Source organism: Pantoea sp. RIT413 (genome assembly GCF_003057675.2).
Classification (GTDB): Bacteria; Pseudomonadota; Gammaproteobacteria; order Enterobacterales; family Enterobacteriaceae; genus Pantoea; species Pantoea eucrina.
The window spans coordinates 30,104-50,166 of record NZ_QBJB02000005.1 but is presented as its reverse complement, the minus strand read 5'-3'; the positions used below and the strand labels follow the sequence as shown (position 1 = coordinate 50,166).

Genomic DNA, 20,063 nt, shown 5'->3' with positions numbered 1-20,063 from the left:
GCGCGCTGAGGATAACACGGTGAAAATTACTCTCGAAGAGCTGCGCGCCTGGGTGGCGGTGGTCGACAGCGGTTCGATCACCGCCGCTGCAGAACAGCTGGAGCAGACCACCTCCGGTATCAGCCGCGCGCTCAGCCGGCTGGAGAGTAAGTTACAGACCACGCTGATGCACCGCACCACGCGCCGTCTGGCGCTGACCGATGAGGGCGCGATTTTTCTTGAGCACGCCCGCCAGATCCTCACCTCCGTTGAGCGGGCCGAAGAGCAGATAGCCCGCCGCCGTGAGACGCCTGCCGGGCGACTGCGCATTAACGCCAATACCCCCTTTATGCTGCACGTCATCGTGCCGCTGCTGGCGGAGTTCCGGCAACGCTATCCGCAAATTGAACTTGAACTCAACACCGACGACATCGTTATCGATCTGCTGGAACAGCAAACGGATATCGCTATTCGCATTGGCGAACTGCGCGACTCGACGCTGCGCGCCAGGGTGTTGGGCAGCAGCGCGACGCGACTGGTAGCCAGTCCGGACTATCTGGCAAAACATGGCATACCCGATAGCGTAGCCGCGCTGAGCCAGCACCAGCTGATCGGGTTCAGCCAGCTGGATACCCATAACATCTGGCCCGTCTGGCAGCAGGAGGGGGAGTTTCTGCGTATTAAACCCACCCTGACCGCCTCCAGCGGCGAAACGCTGCGCCAGCTGGCCCTGCAGGGGCTGGGTATTGTCAGGCTTTCTGATTTTGTCAGCCGGGAAGATCGCGAACAGGGGCGGCTGATGGATGTGCTGGCGAGCGAAACCCGGGAGCTACGTTTGCCGGTGCACGCCGTCTACTATCGCAACCAGACGCTGAGTTCGCGCGTCACCTGCTTTCTCGATTTCCTGCAGGAGAAAATCCAGCGTCAGCAGCTGATTTAAGCATTCGGGCGGCAGACGCTCCGGCATAGCCAGAGCGTTGCCTGAGGAGAGGGTCAGCTGGCCGGTTCCAGCACCAGGATTTTCACATCCACCACGTCGTCTTTGATGCGGGCGCGATGTGCATCCATATGCGGCATCTGCTGATGCTGCTCCAGCGCGCGCAGTGAGGCCCACTGCTCCAGCATAAAGATGGAGTCAGGTGAGTTTTGCTTCCATGGCACCTGCGCCTGATGGTCGAGCAGCGCATCATACTGATGGCAACCCTCTTCCTGCAGTACCGCCGGAATCAGCTCATTGATGGCATCCAGCACCGCCTGACGACGGCCCGGTTTAACACAAATTTCAGCGACGACTGTTAACATAGCGCTTCCTCTTTTCCCGTTGTGCTTACAGTTAAGCAAAGATTGCGCTGAGATGAGTCCGATAACGCGCAATATCGCGTGGCACATCGGGCTGTTTAATAACGTCGTTGCAGATAAAGGTGGGCAGCGCCTCCATTCCGAGGAACTGGTTGGCCTTATGGAAGTGCAGATAAAGGCCATCCACGCCCACGCCTTCAAAGAACTGATCGGCTTCAGTAAAGGCTTCCAGCGGCGCGTTCCACGTCAGCGACAGCATATATTTTTTACCCTGAATCAGGCCGCCGGAACCATATTTTTTGCTGGCGTCGCTGCGTGAGCGGCCATCGCTGGCGTAAAGTTTGCCGTGACCTTCGGTAAAGATCTCATCGATATATTTCTTCACCGTCCACGGCTCGCCCATCCACCAGCCCGGCATCTGATAGATCACCACATCGCTGTCCAGATACTTCTGGATCTCCTCTGCGACGTCGTAGTTACTGTCGGCCAGCGTGACAGAGACCTGATGACCGAGATCGCGCAGCTGACTGGCCGCGACGTCGGTCAGCGTATGGTTAAGTTCGCCTTTTGAGTGAGCAAAGGTTTTGCCACCGTCAATGATCAGAATGTTGCTCATACTGTTTTGCACCTGAATGTTAGTTTGATACGGCACACTCTACGCGCGAAAGTTGCGGGGAAAAACGTGCCACGGGTCACAATACTGTTGCTTATAAAGCAATAATGCTCCGGCGTGTGAAACACTCTGTGCGCAACCCGGAATTAAAATAAGAAGAGGCTATGAAAAAACAGATCACTATCGCGCTGCTGCTGGTAGCGGGCACGGCTCAGGCGCAGTCACGTCTCGATCTCATTCAGCAGCAGCAGACGCTGCGCGTCTGTACCACTGGCGACTATAAGCCCTACAGCTTTCTGCGCAGTGATGGAAAATATGAAGGGCTGGATATCAGCATGGCGGAGTCGCTGGCCGCCAGCCTGGGCGCCAGAGTCGCGTGGGTGCCGACCACCTGGAAAAAACTGAGCGCCGATTTTGTTGCCCGCCAGTGCGATATCGCGCTGGGCGGCGTATCGGTCACGCTGAAGCGTCAGAAAATCGCCTGGTTTGCCCGACCGCTCGGCACAGATGGCAAAATTCCGCTGGTGCGCTGTGAGGACAAAGCGCGCTATCAGACCATTGCGCAGATAAACCGGCGTGAGGTGCGGGTCATCGAGCCTGCCGGAGGCACTAACGAAGCGTTCGTGCACAGCCATCTGCCGCAGGCTACGCTGCAGCTGGCAGAGAATACGACCATCTTTCAGCAGCTGGCGGATAAAAAAGCGGACGTGATGATCACCGACGCGTCTGAAGCGCAGTTTCAGCAGCAGCACTATCCGTCGCTATGCGCCATTAATCCGGATAAGCCGATGCAGTATGGTGAAAAAGCTTACATGCTGCCGCGCGATGATATGAGCTGGAAACTCTACGTGGATCAGTGGCTGCATCTGGCGACTGCCACGGGCGAATATGCGGCGATCCAGCAAGCGTGGCTGGGTAAAGTGCCCTGATGCGGTATGACGTCACACCGGGTTTTCTGCAGCAAAATCAGCGGTTTTATCAAAGGGCAAAAGCGGCCGGATCCGCCTGCTGCGCTGTTGTTTTTTAACGCAAACCTTTCTGCCGCAGAGACACGGCTTCTCTGTGACTAACTCGCGTGAATAAGGTACTATCCTCGCCAAATGACCCGCCGGTGCGGGCCACGAAGTGAGGATGCAAACGTAATGAGCGAAATGACGCAGGATGGTGCAGAGCGTCTTGCCCTGCACAAGTTTACCGAAAAAGCGTACCTGGACTACTCCATGTATGTGATTATGGATCGCGCGCTGCCCTATATCGGTGACGGTCTGAAGCCGGTGCAGCGCCGTATCGTCTACGCCATGTCAGAGCTGGGCCTGAGCGCCAGCGCCAAATTTAAGAAGTCAGCGCGCACCGTCGGTGACGTGCTGGGCAAATATCATCCGCATGGCGACAGCGCCTGTTACGAAGCGATGGTATTAATGGCGCAGCCGTTCTCCTATCGTTATCCGCTGGTTGATGGTCAGGGTAACTGGGGCGCACCGGACGATCCCAAATCTTTTGCCGCGATGCGCTATACCGAATCGCGCCTCTCTAAATATGCGGAAGTGCTGCTCAGCGAGCTGGGCCAGGGCACGGTTGATTACATCCCGAATTTTGACGGCACGCTGCAGGAACCCAAAATGCTGCCGGCGCGGCTGCCCAACATTCTGCTTAACGGCACCACCGGTATCGCCGTCGGCATGGCAACGGATATCCCGCCGCACAATCTGCGCGAAGTGGCTGAAGCCGCGGTGCGGCTGATCGACAAACCCAAAACCACGCTGGATGAGCTGCTGGATATTGTGCAGGGTCCTGACTATCCGACGGAAGCAGAGATCATCACACCGCGTGAAGAGATCCGCAAGATCTACCAGAGCGGGCGTGGATCGGTACGTCAGCGCGCTGTCTGGAAAAAAGAAGAGGGTGAGGCAGTGATCACTGCGCTGCCGCATCAGGTCTCCGGCGCGCGCGTGCTGGAGCAGATCGCCGCCCAGATGCGTAACAAAAAACTGCCGATGATTGAGGATCTGCGCGACGAATCCGATCACGAAAACCCGACGCGGCTGGTGATTGTGCCGCGTTCTAACCGCGTCGATCTCGATCAGGTCATGCACCATCTCTTCGCCACCACCGATCTGGAGAAGAGCTACCGCGTTAACCTGAACATGATTGGTCTGGATAACCGTCCGGCAGTGAAAAACCTGCTGGAGATCCTCTCTGAATGGCTGGTCTACCGGCGCGATACGGTCACGCGCCGTCTGAATTACCGGCTGGAGCGCGTGCTGCGCCGCCTGCATATCCTTGAGGGGCTGCTGGTCGCGTTTCTGAACATTGATGATGTGATCCACATTATCCGCAGTGAAGATGAACCCAAAGCGGTCCTGATGTCGCGCTTTGCAATCAGCGAAACGCAGGCCGAAGCGATTCTGGAGCTGAAGCTGCGTCATCTTGCGAAACTCGAAGAGATGAAGATCCGCGGCGAGCAGGCCGAACTGGAGAAAGAGCGCGATCAGCTGCAGGCCACGCTGGCGTCTGAGCGGAAAATGAACAGCCTGCTGAAGAAAGAGCTGCAGGCTGACAGCCAGGCATACGGCGACGAGCGCCGCTCGCCGCTGCACGAGCGCGAAGAGGCGAAAGCGCTGAGTGAAAATGAGCTGGTGAGCGCTGAGCCGGTGACCATTGTGCTGTCGCAGATGGGCTGGGTGCGCAGCGCCAAAGGGCACGATATCGACCCTGCCGGCCTGAGCTATAAAGCGGGAGACAGCTATCGGGCGGCGGCGCGCGGCAAGAGCAATCAGCCGGTGGCATTTATTGACTCCACCGGCCGCAGCTATACGCTCGATCCCACCTCGCTGCCGTCGGCGCGCGGGCAGGGGGAACCGCTGACCGGCAAGCTGACGCTTCCGCCGGGCGCAGTGATGGAGCAGGTGCTGATGGAAGCGGACGATCAGAAGCTGCTGATGGCCTCTGATGCCGGCTATGGCTTTATCTGTACCTTTGCCGATCTGGTATCGCGCAACCGCGCCGGTAAAGCGCTGCTGACGCTGCCGGAGAATGCGCGCGTCATGACGCCGCTGGCGGTCAATTCCGGCGATGACATGCTGCTGGCAATCACCCAGGCGGGCAGAATGCTGATGTTCCCGGTGGCTGACCTGCCGCAAATGTCTAAAGGCAAAGGCAATAAAATTATCTCAATTCCTGCCGCAGATGCTGCCTCCGGTGCCGACCGGCTGCAGTGGCTACTGATTCTGACGCCGGGCAGCACTCTTACCCTCTATGTGGGTAAACGTAAGCTGATCCTGCGCGATGAAGATCTGCAGAAAGTGCGTGCCGATCGCGGCCGTCGCGGCAGCGTATCACGCGGCCTGCAGCGTATTGACAGCGTTGAAGTCAACGCGCCGGCACGCCCTAAGCGTGACGCAAGTGCAGAGTAATCAGGTTATCTGCGAAGGAGTATTTTTTTGAGGACGCTATGTTACTAATTTTACGCGCGATAATTATTATCATCTATTCCGTACTGGTCTGTGTCTTCGGCAGCATCTGGTGCCTGTTTTCGCCGCGCAACCCGCGCCATGTCGCGACGTTTGGCCATCTTTTTGGCCGACTCTCCGGAGTGCTGGGCGTTAAAGTTGAGCTGCGTAAGCCTCCTGAGGCGGCGAATTACGGTAATGCTATCTATATTGCAAACCATCAGAACAACTATGACATGATCACGGCGGCGAAAATCGTACAGCCGACCACCGTTACCGTGGGCAAAAAGAGCCTGTTGTGGATCCCGTTTTTCGGGCAGCTCTACTGGCTAACAGGCAACCTGCTGATCGATCGCGACAACCGGGCGAAAGCGCACGGCACTATCGGAGAGATTGTCGGGCAATTTAAAAAGAAGCGTATCTCATTCTGGATGTTCCCGGAAGGCACGCGCAGCCGCGGACGTGGCCTGCTGCCGTTTAAGACCGGCGCGTTTCACGCTGCCGTCGCCGCTGGCGTACCCATTATCCCGATCGTCGTCTCCAATACGCATGGCAAAATTAATATGAATCGCTGGAAGAATGGCCTGGTGATTGTAGAGATGCTGCCACCGGTCGATACCGCACAGTTTGAGACCACCTCTGTGCGTAAGCTGGCGACCCACTGCCGTGAAATAATGTCTGCTAAGCTGGAAGAGTTAAACGCAGAAGTCGCTGAACGCGAAAAAAACGGTAAAATCTGAGCCCTATCCGGGGGTGGTGGATGCCACCCCCGTGCACCACAGCAAAATTAACAACAACAACATGGACACGGCGTTTTACGCCCCGCTCAAAAGGTCTGAAGTTTTATGTCTTGCAGCAGACGTCACTTTATTCAGCTTTCTGCCGGCGTTGCGCTGGCCTCCCCGGCACTGACTTTTTCAGCCCGCGCCGCTACTCCGGCTGGCGATGTCCCGCTGCCGGTCCCGCCGCTGATTGAATCCCGCCGCGGACAGCCGCTGTTTCTGACGCTGCAGCGCAGCCACTGGTCGTTTACGGGCAGCGGCAGCAAAGTTCCGGTCTGGGGCATTAACGGCCTCTATCTGGGGCCGACGGTGCGGGTTTACAGCGGTGATGACGTTAAGCTTATCTACAGCAACCGGCTTAATGAGCCGGTGGCGATGACGGTCAGCGGCCTGCAGGTGCCGGGCGCGCTGATGGGCGGGGCGCCGCGCATGATGTCAGCGGGTGCTGACTGGTCGCCGGTGCTGCCCATTCGGCAGGGGGCGGCGACGCTGTGGTATCACGCCAGCACGCCGAATCATATGGCCCCGCACGTCTATAACGGCCTGGCGGGAATGTGGCTGATTGAAGATGAGGTCAGCAAATCGCTGCCGCTGCCTAAGCACTACGGCGTGGATGATTTTCCACTGGTGATTCAGGATAAGCGCCTCGATAACTTCGCCACCCCGGTCTATAACCCGCCATCAGAGGGCGGGTTTCTTGGTGATACGCTGCTGGTTAACGGCGTGCAGAATCCCTATGTGGATGTTTCCCGCGGCTGGGTGCGCCTGCGCCTGCTGAATGCCGCCAATGCGCGCCGCTTTGACCTGCGTTTTTCAGACGGTCGCCCTTTTACCGTTATTGCCAGCGATCAGGGGTTTCTGCCTTCGCCGGTCGCGGTGCAGACGCTCTCTCTGGCGCCAGGCGAACGGCGTGAGGTGCTGGTGGATATGTCGCAGGGGGATGAAGTGTCAATCACGGCGGGCACGGCGGCAGGGATTATGGATCGCCTGCGCGGCCTGTTTGAACCCTCATCCATTCTGACCAACACGCTGGTGCTGACGCTGCGCCCGACCGGTCTGCTGCCGCTGGTCACCGATAACCTGCCGATGCGACTGCTGGCCGATCAGATCCTCGACGGCGTGGCGGTGCGGACGCGCGAATTTCGTATTGGCGACAGCGTACCGGGCATTAACGGCGCGCTGTGGGATATGAACCGCATTGATACCACAACGCAGCAGGGAACGTTTGAGCGCTGGATTATTCACGCCGATCGCCCGCAGTCGCTGCATATTCAGGGCGTCATGTTCCTTATCAAAAGCGTCAACGGCGCGCAGTCGATGGGCGAAGATCGCGGCTGGAAAGATACCGTCTGGGTTGACGGCAGTGTGGAACTGCTGGTGAGTTTTCCGCAAAGCGCCAGCGATCACTTCCCGTTTGTCTATTACAGCCAGACGCTGGAACTGGCCGATCGCGGTACGGCAGGGCAGATGGTCGTCAATCCGCTTTCCTGAAGCAGAGTGTGAAAGGGCCGCCGCTGAGGGCGGCCGCAAACATCATACTGCTTTAGCCGTTAAATGCTTCCGGATCGGGTCCCAGACGCTGGCCCTTATCCAGTTTGGTGATTTCACTGATCTCACTTTTCTCCAGCCGGAAATCGAAGACGTTAAAGTTCTCTTCAATGCGTGCCGGGGTGACTGATTTCGGGATCACCACCAGGCCGCTGTCCAGATGCCAGCGGATCACAATCTGCGCGGCGCTCTTGCCATACTTTTTCGCCAGCGTGCGGATAATCGCCTGATCGAACACCCCTTCGCCGCCCTGCGCCAGCGGGCTCCAGGACTCAGTCTGGATCTGATGCAGTGCGTTCCAGGCGTGCAGCGTACGCTGCTGCAGCATCGGATGCAGCTCAATCTGATTCACGACGGGCGTCACGCCGGTTTCATCAATCAGGCGTTTCAGGTGGGCCTCATGGAAGTTGCAGACGCCGATGCTTTTGGTCAGACCCTGCTGCTGCAGCTCAATCATCTTCTCCCATGCCGCAACGTAGTGATCTTTTTCCGGGCAGGGCCAGTGCATCAGGTAGAGATCAACGCTGTCGAGCTGCAGTTTCTCCAGGCTGGTCTCCATCGCCTGCTGCACATTTTGCTGGTCATCATTCCACAGCTTGGTGGTGACGAAGATATCGTCGCGCGCTACCGGCGTATCCTTCAGCGCCCTGCCAATCGCCTCTTCATTTTTATAGGCGGCAGCGGTATCGATAGAGCGATAACCCACTTCCAGCGCTTTCAGTACGGCGGTATGCGCCTCTTCCTGACTTGCCTGCCAGACACCGAGGCCAAGCTGCGGCATCATATTGCCGTCGCGCAGTTTGATAATAGGTTGATCTGCCATAGGGGCTCCTTTTTCATTGCGATCGCTGAATGGAAAAACTGTGTGCTTAAGTCTAGACAACAAACGTGCAGTGCGGATCGCTCTGCCAGAGCGGACTCTGACCCTTTTCTGCAAAAATCTTGCCTGATCCTCCAGGGGAGTAGAGCTTTGTGCAGCGTTGCGGCACACTGAATTTTTTATCCGGAAAGCCGCCATGTCCCATGACGCCCTGTGTCGCCAGCTTGCCCGCCGGGTCGTCGCGCTAATGTGCGACCCGCAAAAACCGCACTGTGCAGTGAAAAATGTCCGGCTCATTTACGCCAGCGAAACGCTGCCGCGTACGCCGATGATGTATCAGCCCGGCATTGTGATCCTGTTTCAGGGACGCAAAACCGGCTATCTCGGCAGCACGGTCTTTCACTATGACGCCAGTAAATATCTGATGCTGACGGTGCCGTTGCCGGTTGAGTGCGAAACGGAAGCCACGCCCGATGCGCCGCTGGCGGGCATGTGTCTGAGCGTGGATACCGCTTCGCTGCAGGATCTGCTGCTGGATATCGGTGACGATGAGCAGTTTCAGCCCGCGGTGCAGACCTCGGGTATTCATTCTGCCTGGCTGAGCGAAGAGATGCTGTGTGCCGCAGAGCGGCTGCTGGATGTGATGAGCCATCCGCGCGATGCACGGGTGCTCGGCCCGCAGCTGGTCCGGGAAATCCTTTATTATGTGCTCACCGGTCCGATTGGCGGGGCGCTGCTGTCGCTGGTTAACCGGCAGACGCAGTTCAGTCAGATTGCGCGTGCGCTGCGGCGGATAGAAACGCATTTTGCCGGCAGCCTGAGCGTTGAGACGCTGGCGGCCGAGGTCAACATGAGCGTGTCCGCTTTCCACCACAACTTTAAGGCGGTAACGCAGACGTCCCCGCTGCAGTATCTCAAACGCTATCGCCTGCATCAGGCGCGGCTGATGATGCTGCAGGATGGCGTAAAGGCGAGTACAGCCGCGCTGCGGGTAGGGTATGAGAGTCCGTCACAGTTTTCCCGGGAGTTCAAACGGCTGTTTGGCACAACGCCGGGTGAAGAGGTCAGCCGCGCGCGTCAAACGGTGCAGACGCTGCCGTTTGACGCGGCGTGATAATTAAGAGGTTTTCTGACGGCGTTTTTTCCAGATCACCACAATGCTGCCGGCCAGCCCGGTAAACAGCAGCACCAGCGGCAGGATCATCAGAATAGCCATAACCTGATCTTCATGCCGCTTGATAAACGGCACCTGGCTGATGCCGTAGCCCATCGTAACGACAATGCCGACCCACAACACGCCGCTTAACCAGTTAAACAGCTGAAAACGGCTGTTACGCAGTCCGGAGATACCCGCCATGGTAGGCAGCAGCGTGCGCACAAACGCCAGGAAACGGCCCACCAGCAGCGCCATCAGGCCGTGGCGGTTAAACAGATGCCAGGCGCGCTGATGGTACTGCGCGGGCAGATGCATCAGCCAGCTTTTGACCAGCTTTGTATTGCCCAGCCAGCGCCCCTGCAGATAGCTCAGCCAGCAGCCGAGGCTGGCGGCAGTGGTCAGGATCACCATGGTCGGCACAAAGTCCATTACGCCTTTAGCAATCATGGCGCCCGCCAGCAGCAGCAGGCTGTCACCCGGCAGAAACGACGCCGGCAGCAAGCCATTTTCCAGAAACAGCGTCAGAAACATCACGCCGTAGACGATCCATACGACATCCGGATTGGCCAGCGCAGCAAAATCCTGATGCCAGAACGCCTGGACAATCTCATGTAAAACACCCATCTGCTATCCCGTCGAGTTACAAGGCTTTTATAGTAGCCCTCCGCAGCCGCCGGCGCGTTGATCTGACACGGCGAGCCACGGATGGTTGAAGGTTGGTTTAATTCGTTAAGCGGTCAAAACCCGCCTGCAGATCGGCCAGCAAGTCGCTGACGTGCTCCAGACCGATATGCAGACGTATCAGCGTGCCCGTAAAGTCGACGCCGCCTGCCGGGCGAATCGCCGCCAGCTCTTCGGGCTGGCTGGCCAGAATCAGCGACTCATAACCGCCCCACGAATAGGCCATGCTGAAATGATGGAAGCGATCGAGATAATTTGCCAGCTGCTGCGCATCCAGCCGCTCATGCAGCACAAATGAAAACAGGCCGCTGCTGCCGCTGAAGTCGCGCTGCCAGAAACGGTGTCCCGGGCTCTGCGCCAGCGCCGGATGATTGACCCGCGCCACTTCAGGCCGGCCAGTCAGCCACTCCGCCACCTGCAGCGCGCTCTCTTCGTGCTGGCGCAGGCGGGTGCCTAAGGTGCGCAGACCGCGGCTCGCCATATAGGCCGTATCCGCATCGACCATCTGCCCCATCAGGTAAGAGTTCTCACGCAGCTGCGGCCAGCAGCGGGCGTTGGCCACCGCGGTGCCAATCATGGCGTCGCTGTGACCAATGATATATTTGGTGCCGGCCTGGATAGAAATATCAATCCCGAACGACAGCGCGTTAAACAGCACGCCCGCCGCCCAGGTGTTGTCCAGCATGATAATCGCCTCGGGCGCTTTGGCACGTACGGCGGCAACAATCGCCGGGATATCCTGCACTTCCATCGTCACCGACGCCGGCGACTCAAGAAACACCACGCGGGTATTGGGCTGCACCAGTTCACCGATCTCACTGCCAATACAGTGATTAAACCAGGTGGTGGTGACCTGCATTTTGGTGAGGATTTTGCTGCAGAAATCCTGCGTCGGTTCGTAGACCGCTCCGCTCATCAGCACGTGATCGCCCGCTTCAACAAACGCCAGAATGGCGTTGGCAACGGCGGCTGCGCCGCAGGGATAGAGTGCACAGCCTGCGCCACCTTCCAGTTCGGTCATCGCATCCTGCAGCGAAAAGTGCGTAAGCGTGCCGCGACGGCCATAAAAGAGTTCGCCTTCAGCCCGCCCGGCGGTGGCGCGCTGTTTATCCGCGACGGTATCAAAAACCAGGGATGAGGCGCGCTGTATTACGCTGTTCACCGCGCCCTGCGTATAACGTTTATTACGTCCTGCGCTCACCAGCGCGGTATCCAGTTTTTTCGTAGCCATCACTGCCTGTCCTGACCCATCTTACAAAGCATTCACGTTACCACGAATCAGGGGAGGGGTTGAGCCTGTTTACCGATTATCAGAGTGGCACCAGCCCGGCAGTGCAGGCACAGCAGCAGCAGGCGCTGCTTTGTAAATAGTAATGAGAACGACTATCACTTAGATCCTTTTTTTTGCTATGATCGTCTCTTCAGTCGTGAACTCTACAACAGAATCTGGAGATGCAGCGTGGTAGCCAGTGATTTAATGCAGACAGACCTCTCCGTCTGGGGGATGTACCAGCATGCCGACATCGTGGTTAAAATTGTCATGATTGGCCTGTTACTGGCATCCGTCGTGACCTGGGCCATCTTTTTTGGCAAATATGCTGAACTGAGCGCCGCGAAACGTCGCCTGAAAAAAGAGCAGCAGGCGCTGGGCGCAGCACGCTCGCTGGCTGACGCTTACCGTACGGCAGAGAGCTTTAAAGCCAGCAGTCACAGTGCTGTACTGCTGGCCGATGCGCGCGAGGAGCTGACGCTGTCAGCGGGCACAGACGATCTGGCGGGCATCAAGGATCGCACCAGTTTTCGCCTTGAGCGTCGGGTAGGGGCGTTCGGTCGTCATGCCGGGCGCGGCAATGGTTTTCTGGCAACCATCGGTTCCGTGGCGCCTTTTATCGGCCTGTTCGGTACCGTATGGGGCATTATGAATAGCTTTATCGGCATCGCTAAAACGCAGACCACCAATCTTGCCGTGGTCGCGCCTGGCATTGCTGAAGCGCTGCTGGCGACAGCAGTCGGCCTGGTTGCCGCTATTCCTGCCGTGGTTATTTACAACGTTTTTGCGCGCATGATTGCCAATTATAAAGCGTCGCTGGGTGACGTCGCAGCCCAGGTGCTGCTGCTGCAAAGCCGCGATCTCGATCTCGGCACGGCGCACGTCGCGGCGGAAACCAGCCGTCCGGCCGCTACGCATAAGCTGCGCGCAGGATAATCATTATGGCGATGCGTTTAAACGATGAGGCCGCTGGCGACAGCGAAATGCATGAGATTAACGTCACGCCGTTTATCGACGTTATGCTGGTGCTGCTGATTATCTTTATGGTGGCGGCACCACTGGCAACGGTAGATGTACGCGTTAACCTGCCAGCGTCCACCAGCGCACCGCAGCCGCGCCCGGAGAAGCCGGTCTATCTCTCAATCAAAGCGGATAAGCAGATCTATATCGGCAATGATGCGGTGACGAAAGAGACGCTGGTAAACGCGCTGACTGCGCAGACCGCGGGAGATAAGCAGACCACTATCTTCTTCCAGGCCGATCAATCAGTGGACTATGCCACGCTGATGGCGGTGATGGACCAGCTGCGCGCAGCGGGCTATCTGAAGATTGGCCTGATGGGAATGGAAACGGCCGGCAAATAGCCGGACTGTTTTGCCGAAGAGAAAGCCGCTGATAACAGCGGCTTTTTTTATACCTGCTTTCTGCAGAGCGGCTGTCAGAACCGCCCCGCATTGTTAATTTCCTGTTACCTTTTGTCAGTCTTTGTAAAGCACAATGGTGATTCAGATCACATTCATTCCTGGCTTAGCAGGCTACAACGGGTAAAAAACCAGGAAGGACAGTATGAGCAGCCAGTTATCTCTGCAAAAACCTGCGCGCAGCGGGGCGAAAACCATCTTTAGCGTTACCAGCGGTAACTTTCTTGAGATGTATGATTTTATGGTCTTTGGCTACTACGCCACCGCCATCGCGAAAACCTTTTTTCCCGGCGACGATCCCTTTGCCTCTCTGATGCTGACGCTGATGACCTTCGGCGCCGGATTTCTTATGCGTCCGCTGGGCGCCATTGTGCTGGGTGCCTATATCGACCATCACGGCCGGCGCAAAGGCCTGCTGCTGACGCTGGGGCTGATGGCGATTGGCACACTGACCATTGCGCTGGTGCCGGGTTACGCCACGCTTGGCGCCGCGGCACCAATTTTGATCCTGCTCGGACGCCTGCTGCAGGGCTTCTCCGCGGGGGTAGAACTCGGCGGCGTCTCAGTCTATCTCGCAGAAGCTGCGCCCAAAGGACGTAAAGGGTTCTGGGTCAGCTGGCAGTCGGGCAGTCAGCAGGTGGCGGTGATTTTCGCTGCGCTGCTGGGACTGGGGCTGAATCATTTACTGGCGAAAGAGGCCGTTACCGAATGGGGCTGGCGTATTCCGTTTGTGGTGGGCTGTATGATTGTGCCGTTTCTGTTCTGGATCCGCCGCATGCTGGAGGAGACAGAGGCGTTCAGCCAGCGTAAAACGCATCCTTCGATGCGCCAGATTGTGCGTTCAGTCGGACAGAACTGGGCGCTGGTGCTGGCGGGCATGCTGATGGTGGTCACCACCACCGTTATGTTCTACATGATCACCGCTTTCACGCCAACCTTTGGCAAAACGGTGCTGATGATGAGCGATAAGCAGAGCTTTCTGGTAACGCTGTTTGTCGGAATATCCAATCTGTTCTGGCTGCCGGTTATGGGGGCACTTTCCGATCGGGTCGGACGGCGACCGCTGCTGATTATCTTTACCGTGCTAATGATCCTGACGGCCTGGCCGGTGCTGCACTGGCTCACCGGTTCCGCGAGCTTTGCGCATCTGGTCGAAGCGGAGCTGTGGCTCTCTTTTCTCTATGCCAGCTACAACGGTGCCATGGTGGTCTATCTGGCAGAGATTATGCCGGCAGAGGTGCGCGCATCCGGCTTTTCCCTGGCCTACAGCCTGGCGACCGCACTGTTTGGCGGCTTTACGCCAGCCATCTCCAGCTACCTTATTCATGCCACCGGCGATAAAGCGATGCCCGGCATCTGGCTCTCATTTGCTGCCGTCTGCGGACTGGCAGGCACACTGCTGATTGGCCGGATGGTGAGACAGTATCAGCAGCGCCACGCGGTAACGCCCGCCAGCGCCTCACTCTGATACTTTTCCGGCCGCGCCCTGCGGCCGGCTCTCTCCCCGCTAAAACGCCACGTCCACCACCACGTTATCCGTGTAGTTTCCGGCTGCCGGCGTCGCCTGCGTCGTCAGTATCCGGGCCGTGTAGGTAAAGTTGCGCGTTACCGTATCGGGATTCAGCGAGGTTGACGTTGTGCTGCTCCAGCGATCGCTGCCGGAGGGTCCCCAGCGCGAGGTCGTGGCCGCGTCTTTATAAATGTCATAGGCCAGCCGGCTGGCTCCATTTGCCATCTGCCGCGCGGTGCCGCTGAAATTATTGCCGTTGCTCAGCCCAACGCTATAGGTGCTCCCTTTAGAGCAGACCACGCTGATGGTCTGCTGAACGGCAGAGAAGCTGCCCGCCAGCGGCGCGCTGCCAAAGTTGAGGTTCGGGGCGGTAATGGTGGTGCAGTCGTTGGTGACCACCAGCGTCACGGTCAGCGGCAGGGCGGTGCCGCTGCTGGCTTGCACGGTTCCCAGACAGATACCGGCCACGCCGGCGCTGGTACAGACGCTGTAGCTTACCGTCAGCGTCAGGGTGGTGGTGTATGTGCCTGCCGCAATCACCTGGCCCGGCACGGTGCGGAAATAGAGCGGGATAGTGAAGTTGAGGCTGTTGCCCAGCGCCAGCAGCGCCGAGGCGTTCCAGCGATAGCTGTTGCCCTGACGCAGCTCGGTGGCGCAGGCGCTGTCAACACAAAGCTGGATCGGAACGTTATCGCTGCCGCCGGCGCTCGCTTTCAGCGTGGCGCGGGTCCCGTTCAGGTAGCTGGCAGCGGTAAACGCATAGGCAATATAGTCGTTGCCCAGCAGATTAAGCGTGGCGGAGCCGCAGTTGACATTCGTATTGGCGGACGTGGGGATAACCTGGGATTGCACAGAAAAGGTGGTCTGGCTGCCAAAGCTGGCCGGCGAAGCGGAGAGCGGGCAGAGCGCATAGCTGGCGCCGGGCAGCAGCAGTGCCAGCATCAATAGTAACTTAATCATGTTGTAATCCTGCTGAGGGTGTCTGCGCCAGCGCACCGGCGCCGGGCTGCGGGAGAGGTAGCGCGCAGACCAGCGGGCCATAGGTTTTCAGCGCCTCTGGTTCGCCGCGCGCGACGCTGAACGTGGTTTCACACTGGCGGCCATCGGGCGTGATAACCTGCAGCGTATTACGCGCCTGCAAATTCTCCAGCCAGACGATGCCGTCCCAGCCGACATAGCTGCTCTCTTTACCTGCGCGCAGCACCTGACTGGCAAGCGGCAGCGGCTGACCGCGCGTGTCGTGCAAAATAACGCTGGCGGCACGCAGCGGCTCAATCGGGAAGTCGAGCAGAAAACCGCTTTTACGCTTCACGGCAATGCGCTGCTCAACCCGGGATGCGGCGACGCTGGCAGGCAGATCCAGCGTATCGATATCATATTTTGCGCCGTAGTAGCTGCTGACCGCCGGGACCAGTAGATAGCCCTGGCCGTCAGTTTTCCCCATCGCCTGATTCTCGTAGCGCACGGTCACGCCGGGATAGCGGGTTTTCACCAGCACAAAGGCGTCGTTGATATCATTAGCAGCAAAGAGGCGGTTATCCATCAGCACCAGCGCACCGGAGAGATCTGCCCATTGCGTTGTATTGTCATCATCGCCCCAGAATCCGGCTGAGGTATCGATCCGGTTATTGCGATAGCGCAGGCTGCCCTGACGATAATCGCCGCTGTCGCCCCCCTGACGTGCCCAGGAGGCGTCCCAGGCGATCCTCCCCTCGGTGGGCATTGCCCGCGAGGCATACAGCCGCTGGTTACTGCGCCCCTGGCGATCGCGCTCCACGCTGACAGAGGCGCTGCTCTGTTCACCAAACGGGATCACCAGTGAAATCGCTCCGTCCCAGCCACCGAGGTCGCGATCGCGGCTGGCTGAGATATAGAGACTGCTGTTGCCCCACAGGTTTTTGCTCCAGGTCAGGTTCCACAGACGCGTGCGCTCACCGTAGCCGCCGCTGATATCGAGATAAGCGAGTCCCAGACTGCCGTAGTCGCTGAGCGACAGGCTGGCCGTATATTGTGCGCTGCGACGTGCGAGTGAATAGCGGCTGTCGGCGCTTTCACTGCGGCTGCCGATCAGCGCCAGATTACTGAACGTGGTATCGCGCAGAATGTGCTGGGTGCCAAGGCTGAACCAGCTGTTGTTATATTGATATCCCCAGCTGTACTGCGTGCCGCTCTGGCCCTGCGCGTCGCTCTGCGCCACCGCCGCGTTGATAACGCCCAGGCTTCCCGCTTTCAGCAGGCCGCCCGCACCGCCCATGACAACGTCATCACTGCCTTCAGCGTGCGACTCCAGCGTCAGCCAGTCGCTGATACCGTAGCGATAGGAGCCACTGGCAGCGGCAGCGCCGTAGTCGGCACTCTTCACACCATAATTTTGCCGGACAGCGCCGGCAGAGAAGGCGTAATCAGACAGGCCACTTTTTAACAGGCTGGCCGACACGTAAAAGGGCAGCGTGGTGGTGACCTGACGCCCCAGCGCATCGGTGGTGGTGATCACCGCATCCCCGGCACCATTGACAAAGGGGATGTTGGTCAGCGACCACGGACCGGGCTGCACCGCCGTTTGCGCACTGCGATAGCCGTTAATAAACAGATCGACCGAGGAGGGCACCGCCGCCTGGCCGCTGAAGGCAGGCAGCGGATAAGTTACTAAATCGGGACGCACGCTGAAATCACGCGCTATCTGCACCCCGCCCAGCCGCACGCTGTTGCTCCAGCTCAGGGCGTCAGTGATAAGGTCGCCCACCCGCCAGCTGAGCGCGGCGTCTTCATTCTCATTGCTGAACCAGGTGTCGTAACGCAGATATCCCTCCTGCTGACCGCTGAGCGATCCATTCAGCTGCTGCGTATAGACGCCGTTAGAGGAGAACTGTCCTGCCGGGCCGAACAGCCGTAACTCATTCCACGAGGAGAGGCGTGAGCCGGCCCGGTCGGTGTGGGTCAGATAAACGTCGTAATTCAGCAGCGCCCCGTTGCTGGCGCGCGCCGGAAAGCGGGGACGCTGCTCAGCCTGCCCGAGCCGCTGCGCCGGCAGCCAGGCCGGCGGCACCGTCAGCAGCAGCCGCTGCCGGGTTTCATCATAGGTGACATCCGCGCCAGGCAGCTGCCGAAGATCGACCCGCTCATCCGGCAGCTTTTCCGCCGCCACGCCCGCCTGCAGCAGATCGCTGCGGCGCAGCCAGAAATGATCCTGCTGATGTTCAACGGCAACAATATCGCCGCGCGCGCGCTGATTGATAATTAACTCCAGCATCAGCTGCTGCCCCTGTGCGCTGCTTTCCAGCGCGGGCGGAGGCGGCAGCGCAGACCAGCTCTCCGCACGCCCGTGCGCGGGCAGGATCATCAGTACGCTGCCCAGCAGCAGATAACGCGAGGGCGCAGGCGTCATTAGCGTGCGGCAGTACTGCGCCAGGCGCGGTTGTTGACATCGGCTGCCAGCTCTCCGCGCAGGGGCTGGCTGACCGGCCAGCGCTGGCTGCTGTGTGCCAGCACATAGCCAAACAGGCCGTTGCCCAGGGCGGCTCCGCCGGCGCGGACATTGCTCAGGCGCGCATGGCCGCTGCCGCTGTTGGTCAGCTCCAGCCAGCGCCTGCCGCCGCTGCTGACTTCGCGCCAGCTCAGCACCGCTTTCGCGCTGTCGCGCGTCAGACCGCTGCCGTAGACAAACAGCGGAACGGAATAGCGCATCTGAAAGTTAAGCCCGGCCTGATTATCACCGGGCTTACGCGGCGACGGGATCTCATCAAGTACCACGCGATAGGCGCTCTCCTGACCGGCAGGGGGCGGCGTCTGTTTGATCAGGCGCACCAGCTGTTTTTGCCCCGGCTCCAGCCGCACCATAGGCGGACTGGCGGCGACCTGCTGCTGCGTCTGATACTGCTCCTGGCCCTCGCGCTGCTGCCAGGCAAAAATGCGTACCTGCATAATGGTGCTGCTGCTGCCGCGGTTCTCCAGCCAGAGCTCGCTGGCTTTATCTTCAGAGGCTATGGCGGGGTCAATGGGCCAGATCATCAGCGAGTTGGCGGCCCGGACTGAGGGGATGATTAACAGCAAAAGCAGCGCGCACAGGTTTCTCATGGTTCATCCTTTTTTTTCAGCATCACCAGCTCAGGGTGACGGTCAGCGTGTCGGTATAGGTTCCGGCTTGCGCGGTGCCAGGCAGCGTCAGCTGACCATAAACAGGCAGCGTAATCGTATTCGCATTGCTATAGTTCAGCGCTATAGCGCTGTTAATGGGTATAGGCGCAGTCAGCGCAGCGTTACTGAAGAGCCGGTAGGCAACGGTATTGCTGCTGCTGGTGTGTTTGAGATTGCGGACAGAGGTGTAGTTAGCGCCGCCGTCAATACTCATGCTGACGGCGGTGCCTGGCGTGCAGGCCAGGTTCAGCGTTGTGCTCTGCAGGTAGCTTGCGCTGAAGTTTCCCGTAGCCACGCCGGAGTGCGAGCCAAAGTTGAGCGTACCAAACACGCCCGTATTGCTGCCCGACACCACGCAGCCCGCCACGATGGACGCAGCGACCTGAAAGTTTGCCACAGGCAGCGCATCTGCCGGCAGGCAGGCGAAGGCTGCTATCAGCCCCGCCGCCCGCCAGAGAGAGAGGGATAGCCTCACTGCGCGCGCACCCGTGCTCAGTAATTCACCGCCACGTTTATGGTGTCGGTATAGGTACCCGCCGGGATAAGCGGGTTAAAGCCGCCGCCGACGACCCGACCATAGATGGCATAGTTGGTGCCCAGCGTCGGATCGGTGGTGCCGCTGGCGGCAATGTTGGTGTTGTTCGCTATCGCGGTGGTAAAGGCGGCGTCGCTGTAGAGGGTATAGGCGATGCCCCGCGTATTATCCGAGCCCAGAATGAGGTAGCGCGGCTGGCCGCTGACGGTGCCGTAAATCGTGCCCGGCGCGCCGTTGCTGCTGGTGACCTGTACATTAAAGGTCTGTCCGGTTGTGCAGCGCACATAGATACCGCTGCCGGCCGCGCCCACCAGCGTGGCATTCAGCGTATCAAAGGTAGCTGCGCTGCTGCCAAAGTTCAGGGTACCGAAATTGACGCCGGTGGTGGCTGACTGACCGTTGACCAGGCAACCGGTCGTCAGCGTGAGCGTGGCGTTGATCGCCCCGGTAGTGGTGGCTGCCAGGGCCGTTACGGACGTCAATCCTGTGTACAGGCCTGCGGTCATAAGAAAAAGCTTGAGTTTCATAATCATTCCTTACTGATTATCCGGAGTCGATGCTTTTCCACCTGGCCTGTTAATAAAAAACGAACCCGTAAAATGCCGCTGGCAAAGAGAATTAAGGCGATATATGGCGCTTCCCCCAGATTAGCACTGAGGTTGCTTTATGATTTACATCAGTTTTATTTACTATAGTTCAGCCTGGTAGTACGTCTAATCTCTGACACGCTTTTTCTACTCATTATTTTTGCCCGCAGGCCGATAATAGAGTCATAACAGTGGCTGGCCTTGCTGCCAGCCTGCTGTCGTCTGGCGCGGGAAGAGGGCTGGATTTCTGCCTCGTTCAGGAAGGGCGATAGCGGTTCA

19 protein-coding genes are annotated in these 20,063 nt (G+C 58.7%); 9 read left to right on the top strand and 10 right to left on the bottom strand.

Annotated features, from left to right (window positions below; all coding sequences use genetic code 11):
- Positions 1–19: 19 nt before the first annotated feature.
- Positions 20–919: a LysR substrate-binding domain-containing protein gene (locus DBY66_RS08910; protein WP_039385639.1), complete on the top strand. Its 900-nt coding sequence runs from the start codon at positions 20–22 to the stop codon at positions 917–919.
- 53 nt (positions 920–972) lie between these two features.
- Here the strand turns inward: DBY66_RS08910 and DBY66_RS08905 are convergent, their stop codons facing one another.
- Both DBY66_RS08905 and DBY66_RS08900 read right to left on the bottom strand, forming a co-directional pair.
- Complete coding sequence (locus DBY66_RS08905) at positions 973–1,281, bottom strand: putative quinol monooxygenase (RefSeq protein ID WP_039380197.1); 309 nt, start codon at positions 1,279–1,281, stop codon at positions 973–975.
- Positions 1,282–1,312: 31 nt separating this feature from the next.
- Positions 1,313–1,894: an NAD(P)H-dependent oxidoreductase gene (locus DBY66_RS08900; RefSeq protein ID WP_071669235.1), complete on the bottom strand. Its 582-nt coding sequence runs from the start codon at positions 1,892–1,894 to the stop codon at positions 1,313–1,315.
- 161 nt (positions 1,895–2,055) lie between these two features.
- Between DBY66_RS08900 and DBY66_RS08895 the strand changes: the two genes are divergently transcribed.
- From DBY66_RS08895 to ftsP, 4 genes are all read left to right on the top strand, one after another.
- Positions 2,056–2,820 (top strand): transporter substrate-binding domain-containing protein, encoded by a 765-nt coding sequence (locus tag DBY66_RS08895; RefSeq protein WP_094110971.1) that lies wholly within the window; start codon positions 2,056–2,058, stop codon positions 2,818–2,820.
- A gap of 213 nt (positions 2,821–3,033) precedes the next feature.
- Positions 3,034–5,304, top strand: coding sequence for a DNA topoisomerase IV subunit A (gene parC / locus DBY66_RS08890; protein WP_104085428.1), 2,271 nt, complete (start codon positions 3,034–3,036; stop codon positions 5,302–5,304).
- A 38-nt stretch (positions 5,305–5,342) separates the two neighbouring features.
- Positions 5,343–6,080, top strand: coding sequence for a 1-acylglycerol-3-phosphate O-acyltransferase (locus DBY66_RS08885; RefSeq protein ID WP_039380186.1), 738 nt, complete (start codon positions 5,343–5,345; stop codon positions 6,078–6,080).
- Positions 6,081–6,185: 105 nt separating this feature from the next.
- Positions 6,186–7,613: a cell division protein FtsP gene (ftsP, locus tag DBY66_RS08880; RefSeq protein WP_071669236.1), complete on the top strand. Its 1,428-nt coding sequence runs from the start codon at positions 6,186–6,188 to the stop codon at positions 7,611–7,613.
- Positions 7,614–7,665: 52 nt separating this feature from the next.
- On the opposite strand, the gene dkgA is transcribed toward ftsP, so the two are convergent.
- Positions 7,666–8,493, bottom strand: coding sequence for a 2,5-didehydrogluconate reductase DkgA (dkgA, locus tag DBY66_RS08875; protein WP_108569913.1), 828 nt, complete (start codon positions 8,491–8,493; stop codon positions 7,666–7,668).
- Positions 8,494–8,686: 193 nt separating this feature from the next.
- On the opposite strand from dkgA, the gene DBY66_RS08870 reads away from it, so the two are divergent.
- Positions 8,687–9,604, top strand: a complete 918-nt coding sequence (locus DBY66_RS08870) for an AraC family transcriptional regulator (RefSeq protein WP_039380180.1) — start codon at positions 8,687–8,689, stop codon at positions 9,602–9,604.
- Between the two features lie 3 nt (positions 9,605–9,607).
- On the opposite strand, the gene DBY66_RS08865 is transcribed toward DBY66_RS08870, so the two are convergent.
- The gene (locus DBY66_RS08865) at positions 9,608–10,270 is read right to left on the bottom strand and encodes a DedA family protein (RefSeq protein ID WP_108569912.1); all 663 of its coding nucleotides are present in this window, start codon (positions 10,268–10,270) and stop codon (positions 9,608–9,610) included.
- 97 nt (positions 10,271–10,367) lie between these two features.
- Positions 10,368–11,558, bottom strand: a complete 1,191-nt coding sequence (gene metC, locus DBY66_RS08860; protein ID WP_104085429.1) for a cystathionine beta-lyase — start codon at positions 11,556–11,558, stop codon at positions 10,368–10,370.
- A 246-nt stretch (positions 11,559–11,804) separates the two neighbouring features.
- Between metC and exbB the strand changes: the two genes are divergently transcribed.
- From exbB to DBY66_RS08845, 3 genes are all read left to right on the top strand, one after another.
- Entirely contained in the window at positions 11,805–12,533 is a 729-nt protein-coding gene (gene exbB, locus DBY66_RS08855) for a tol-pal system-associated acyl-CoA thioesterase (RefSeq protein ID WP_186368988.1), read from the top strand.
- 5 nt (positions 12,534–12,538) lie between these two features.
- Complete coding sequence (exbD, locus tag DBY66_RS08850) at positions 12,539–12,961, top strand: TonB system transport protein ExbD (RefSeq protein ID WP_039380171.1); 423 nt, start codon at positions 12,539–12,541, stop codon at positions 12,959–12,961.
- Between the two features lie 202 nt (positions 12,962–13,163).
- Positions 13,164–14,486: an MFS transporter gene (locus tag DBY66_RS08845; protein WP_108569911.1), complete on the top strand. Its 1,323-nt coding sequence runs from the start codon at positions 13,164–13,166 to the stop codon at positions 14,484–14,486.
- Positions 14,487–14,525: 39 nt separating this feature from the next.
- Here the strand turns inward: DBY66_RS08845 and DBY66_RS08840 are convergent, their stop codons facing one another.
- Genes DBY66_RS08840 through DBY66_RS08820 form a run of 5 tightly spaced genes read right to left on the bottom strand, consistent with a single transcriptional unit; the run spans position 14,526 to position 19,724 of the window.
- Positions 14,526–15,488, bottom strand: a complete 963-nt coding sequence (locus DBY66_RS08840) for a spore coat U domain-containing protein (RefSeq protein ID WP_039380166.1) — start codon at positions 15,486–15,488, stop codon at positions 14,526–14,528.
- A complete protein-coding gene (locus tag DBY66_RS08835) occupies positions 15,481–17,868 on the bottom strand; it encodes a fimbria/pilus outer membrane usher protein (protein WP_233499579.1) in 2,388 nt (795 codons plus the stop codon). Before DBY66_RS08835 ends, DBY66_RS08840 begins: the two co-directional genes overlap by 8 nt.
- Positions 17,869–17,912: 44 nt before the next feature.
- A complete protein-coding gene (locus DBY66_RS08830; protein ID WP_071669240.1) occupies positions 17,913–18,602 on the bottom strand; it encodes a molecular chaperone in 690 nt (229 codons plus the stop codon).
- Between the two features lie 22 nt (positions 18,603–18,624).
- On the bottom strand, positions 18,625–19,101 hold the full coding sequence (locus tag DBY66_RS08825) for a spore coat U domain-containing protein (RefSeq protein ID WP_039385638.1): 477 nt from the start codon (positions 19,099–19,101) through the stop codon (positions 18,625–18,627).
- A 53-nt stretch (positions 19,102–19,154) separates the two neighbouring features.
- Positions 19,155–19,724 carry a spore coat protein U domain-containing protein gene (locus tag DBY66_RS08820; RefSeq protein ID WP_039380159.1) on the bottom strand — a complete coding sequence of 190 codons (570 nt, stop codon included), beginning with the start codon at positions 19,722–19,724 and terminating at the stop codon, positions 19,155–19,157.
- Positions 19,725–20,063 lie beyond the last annotated feature (339 nt).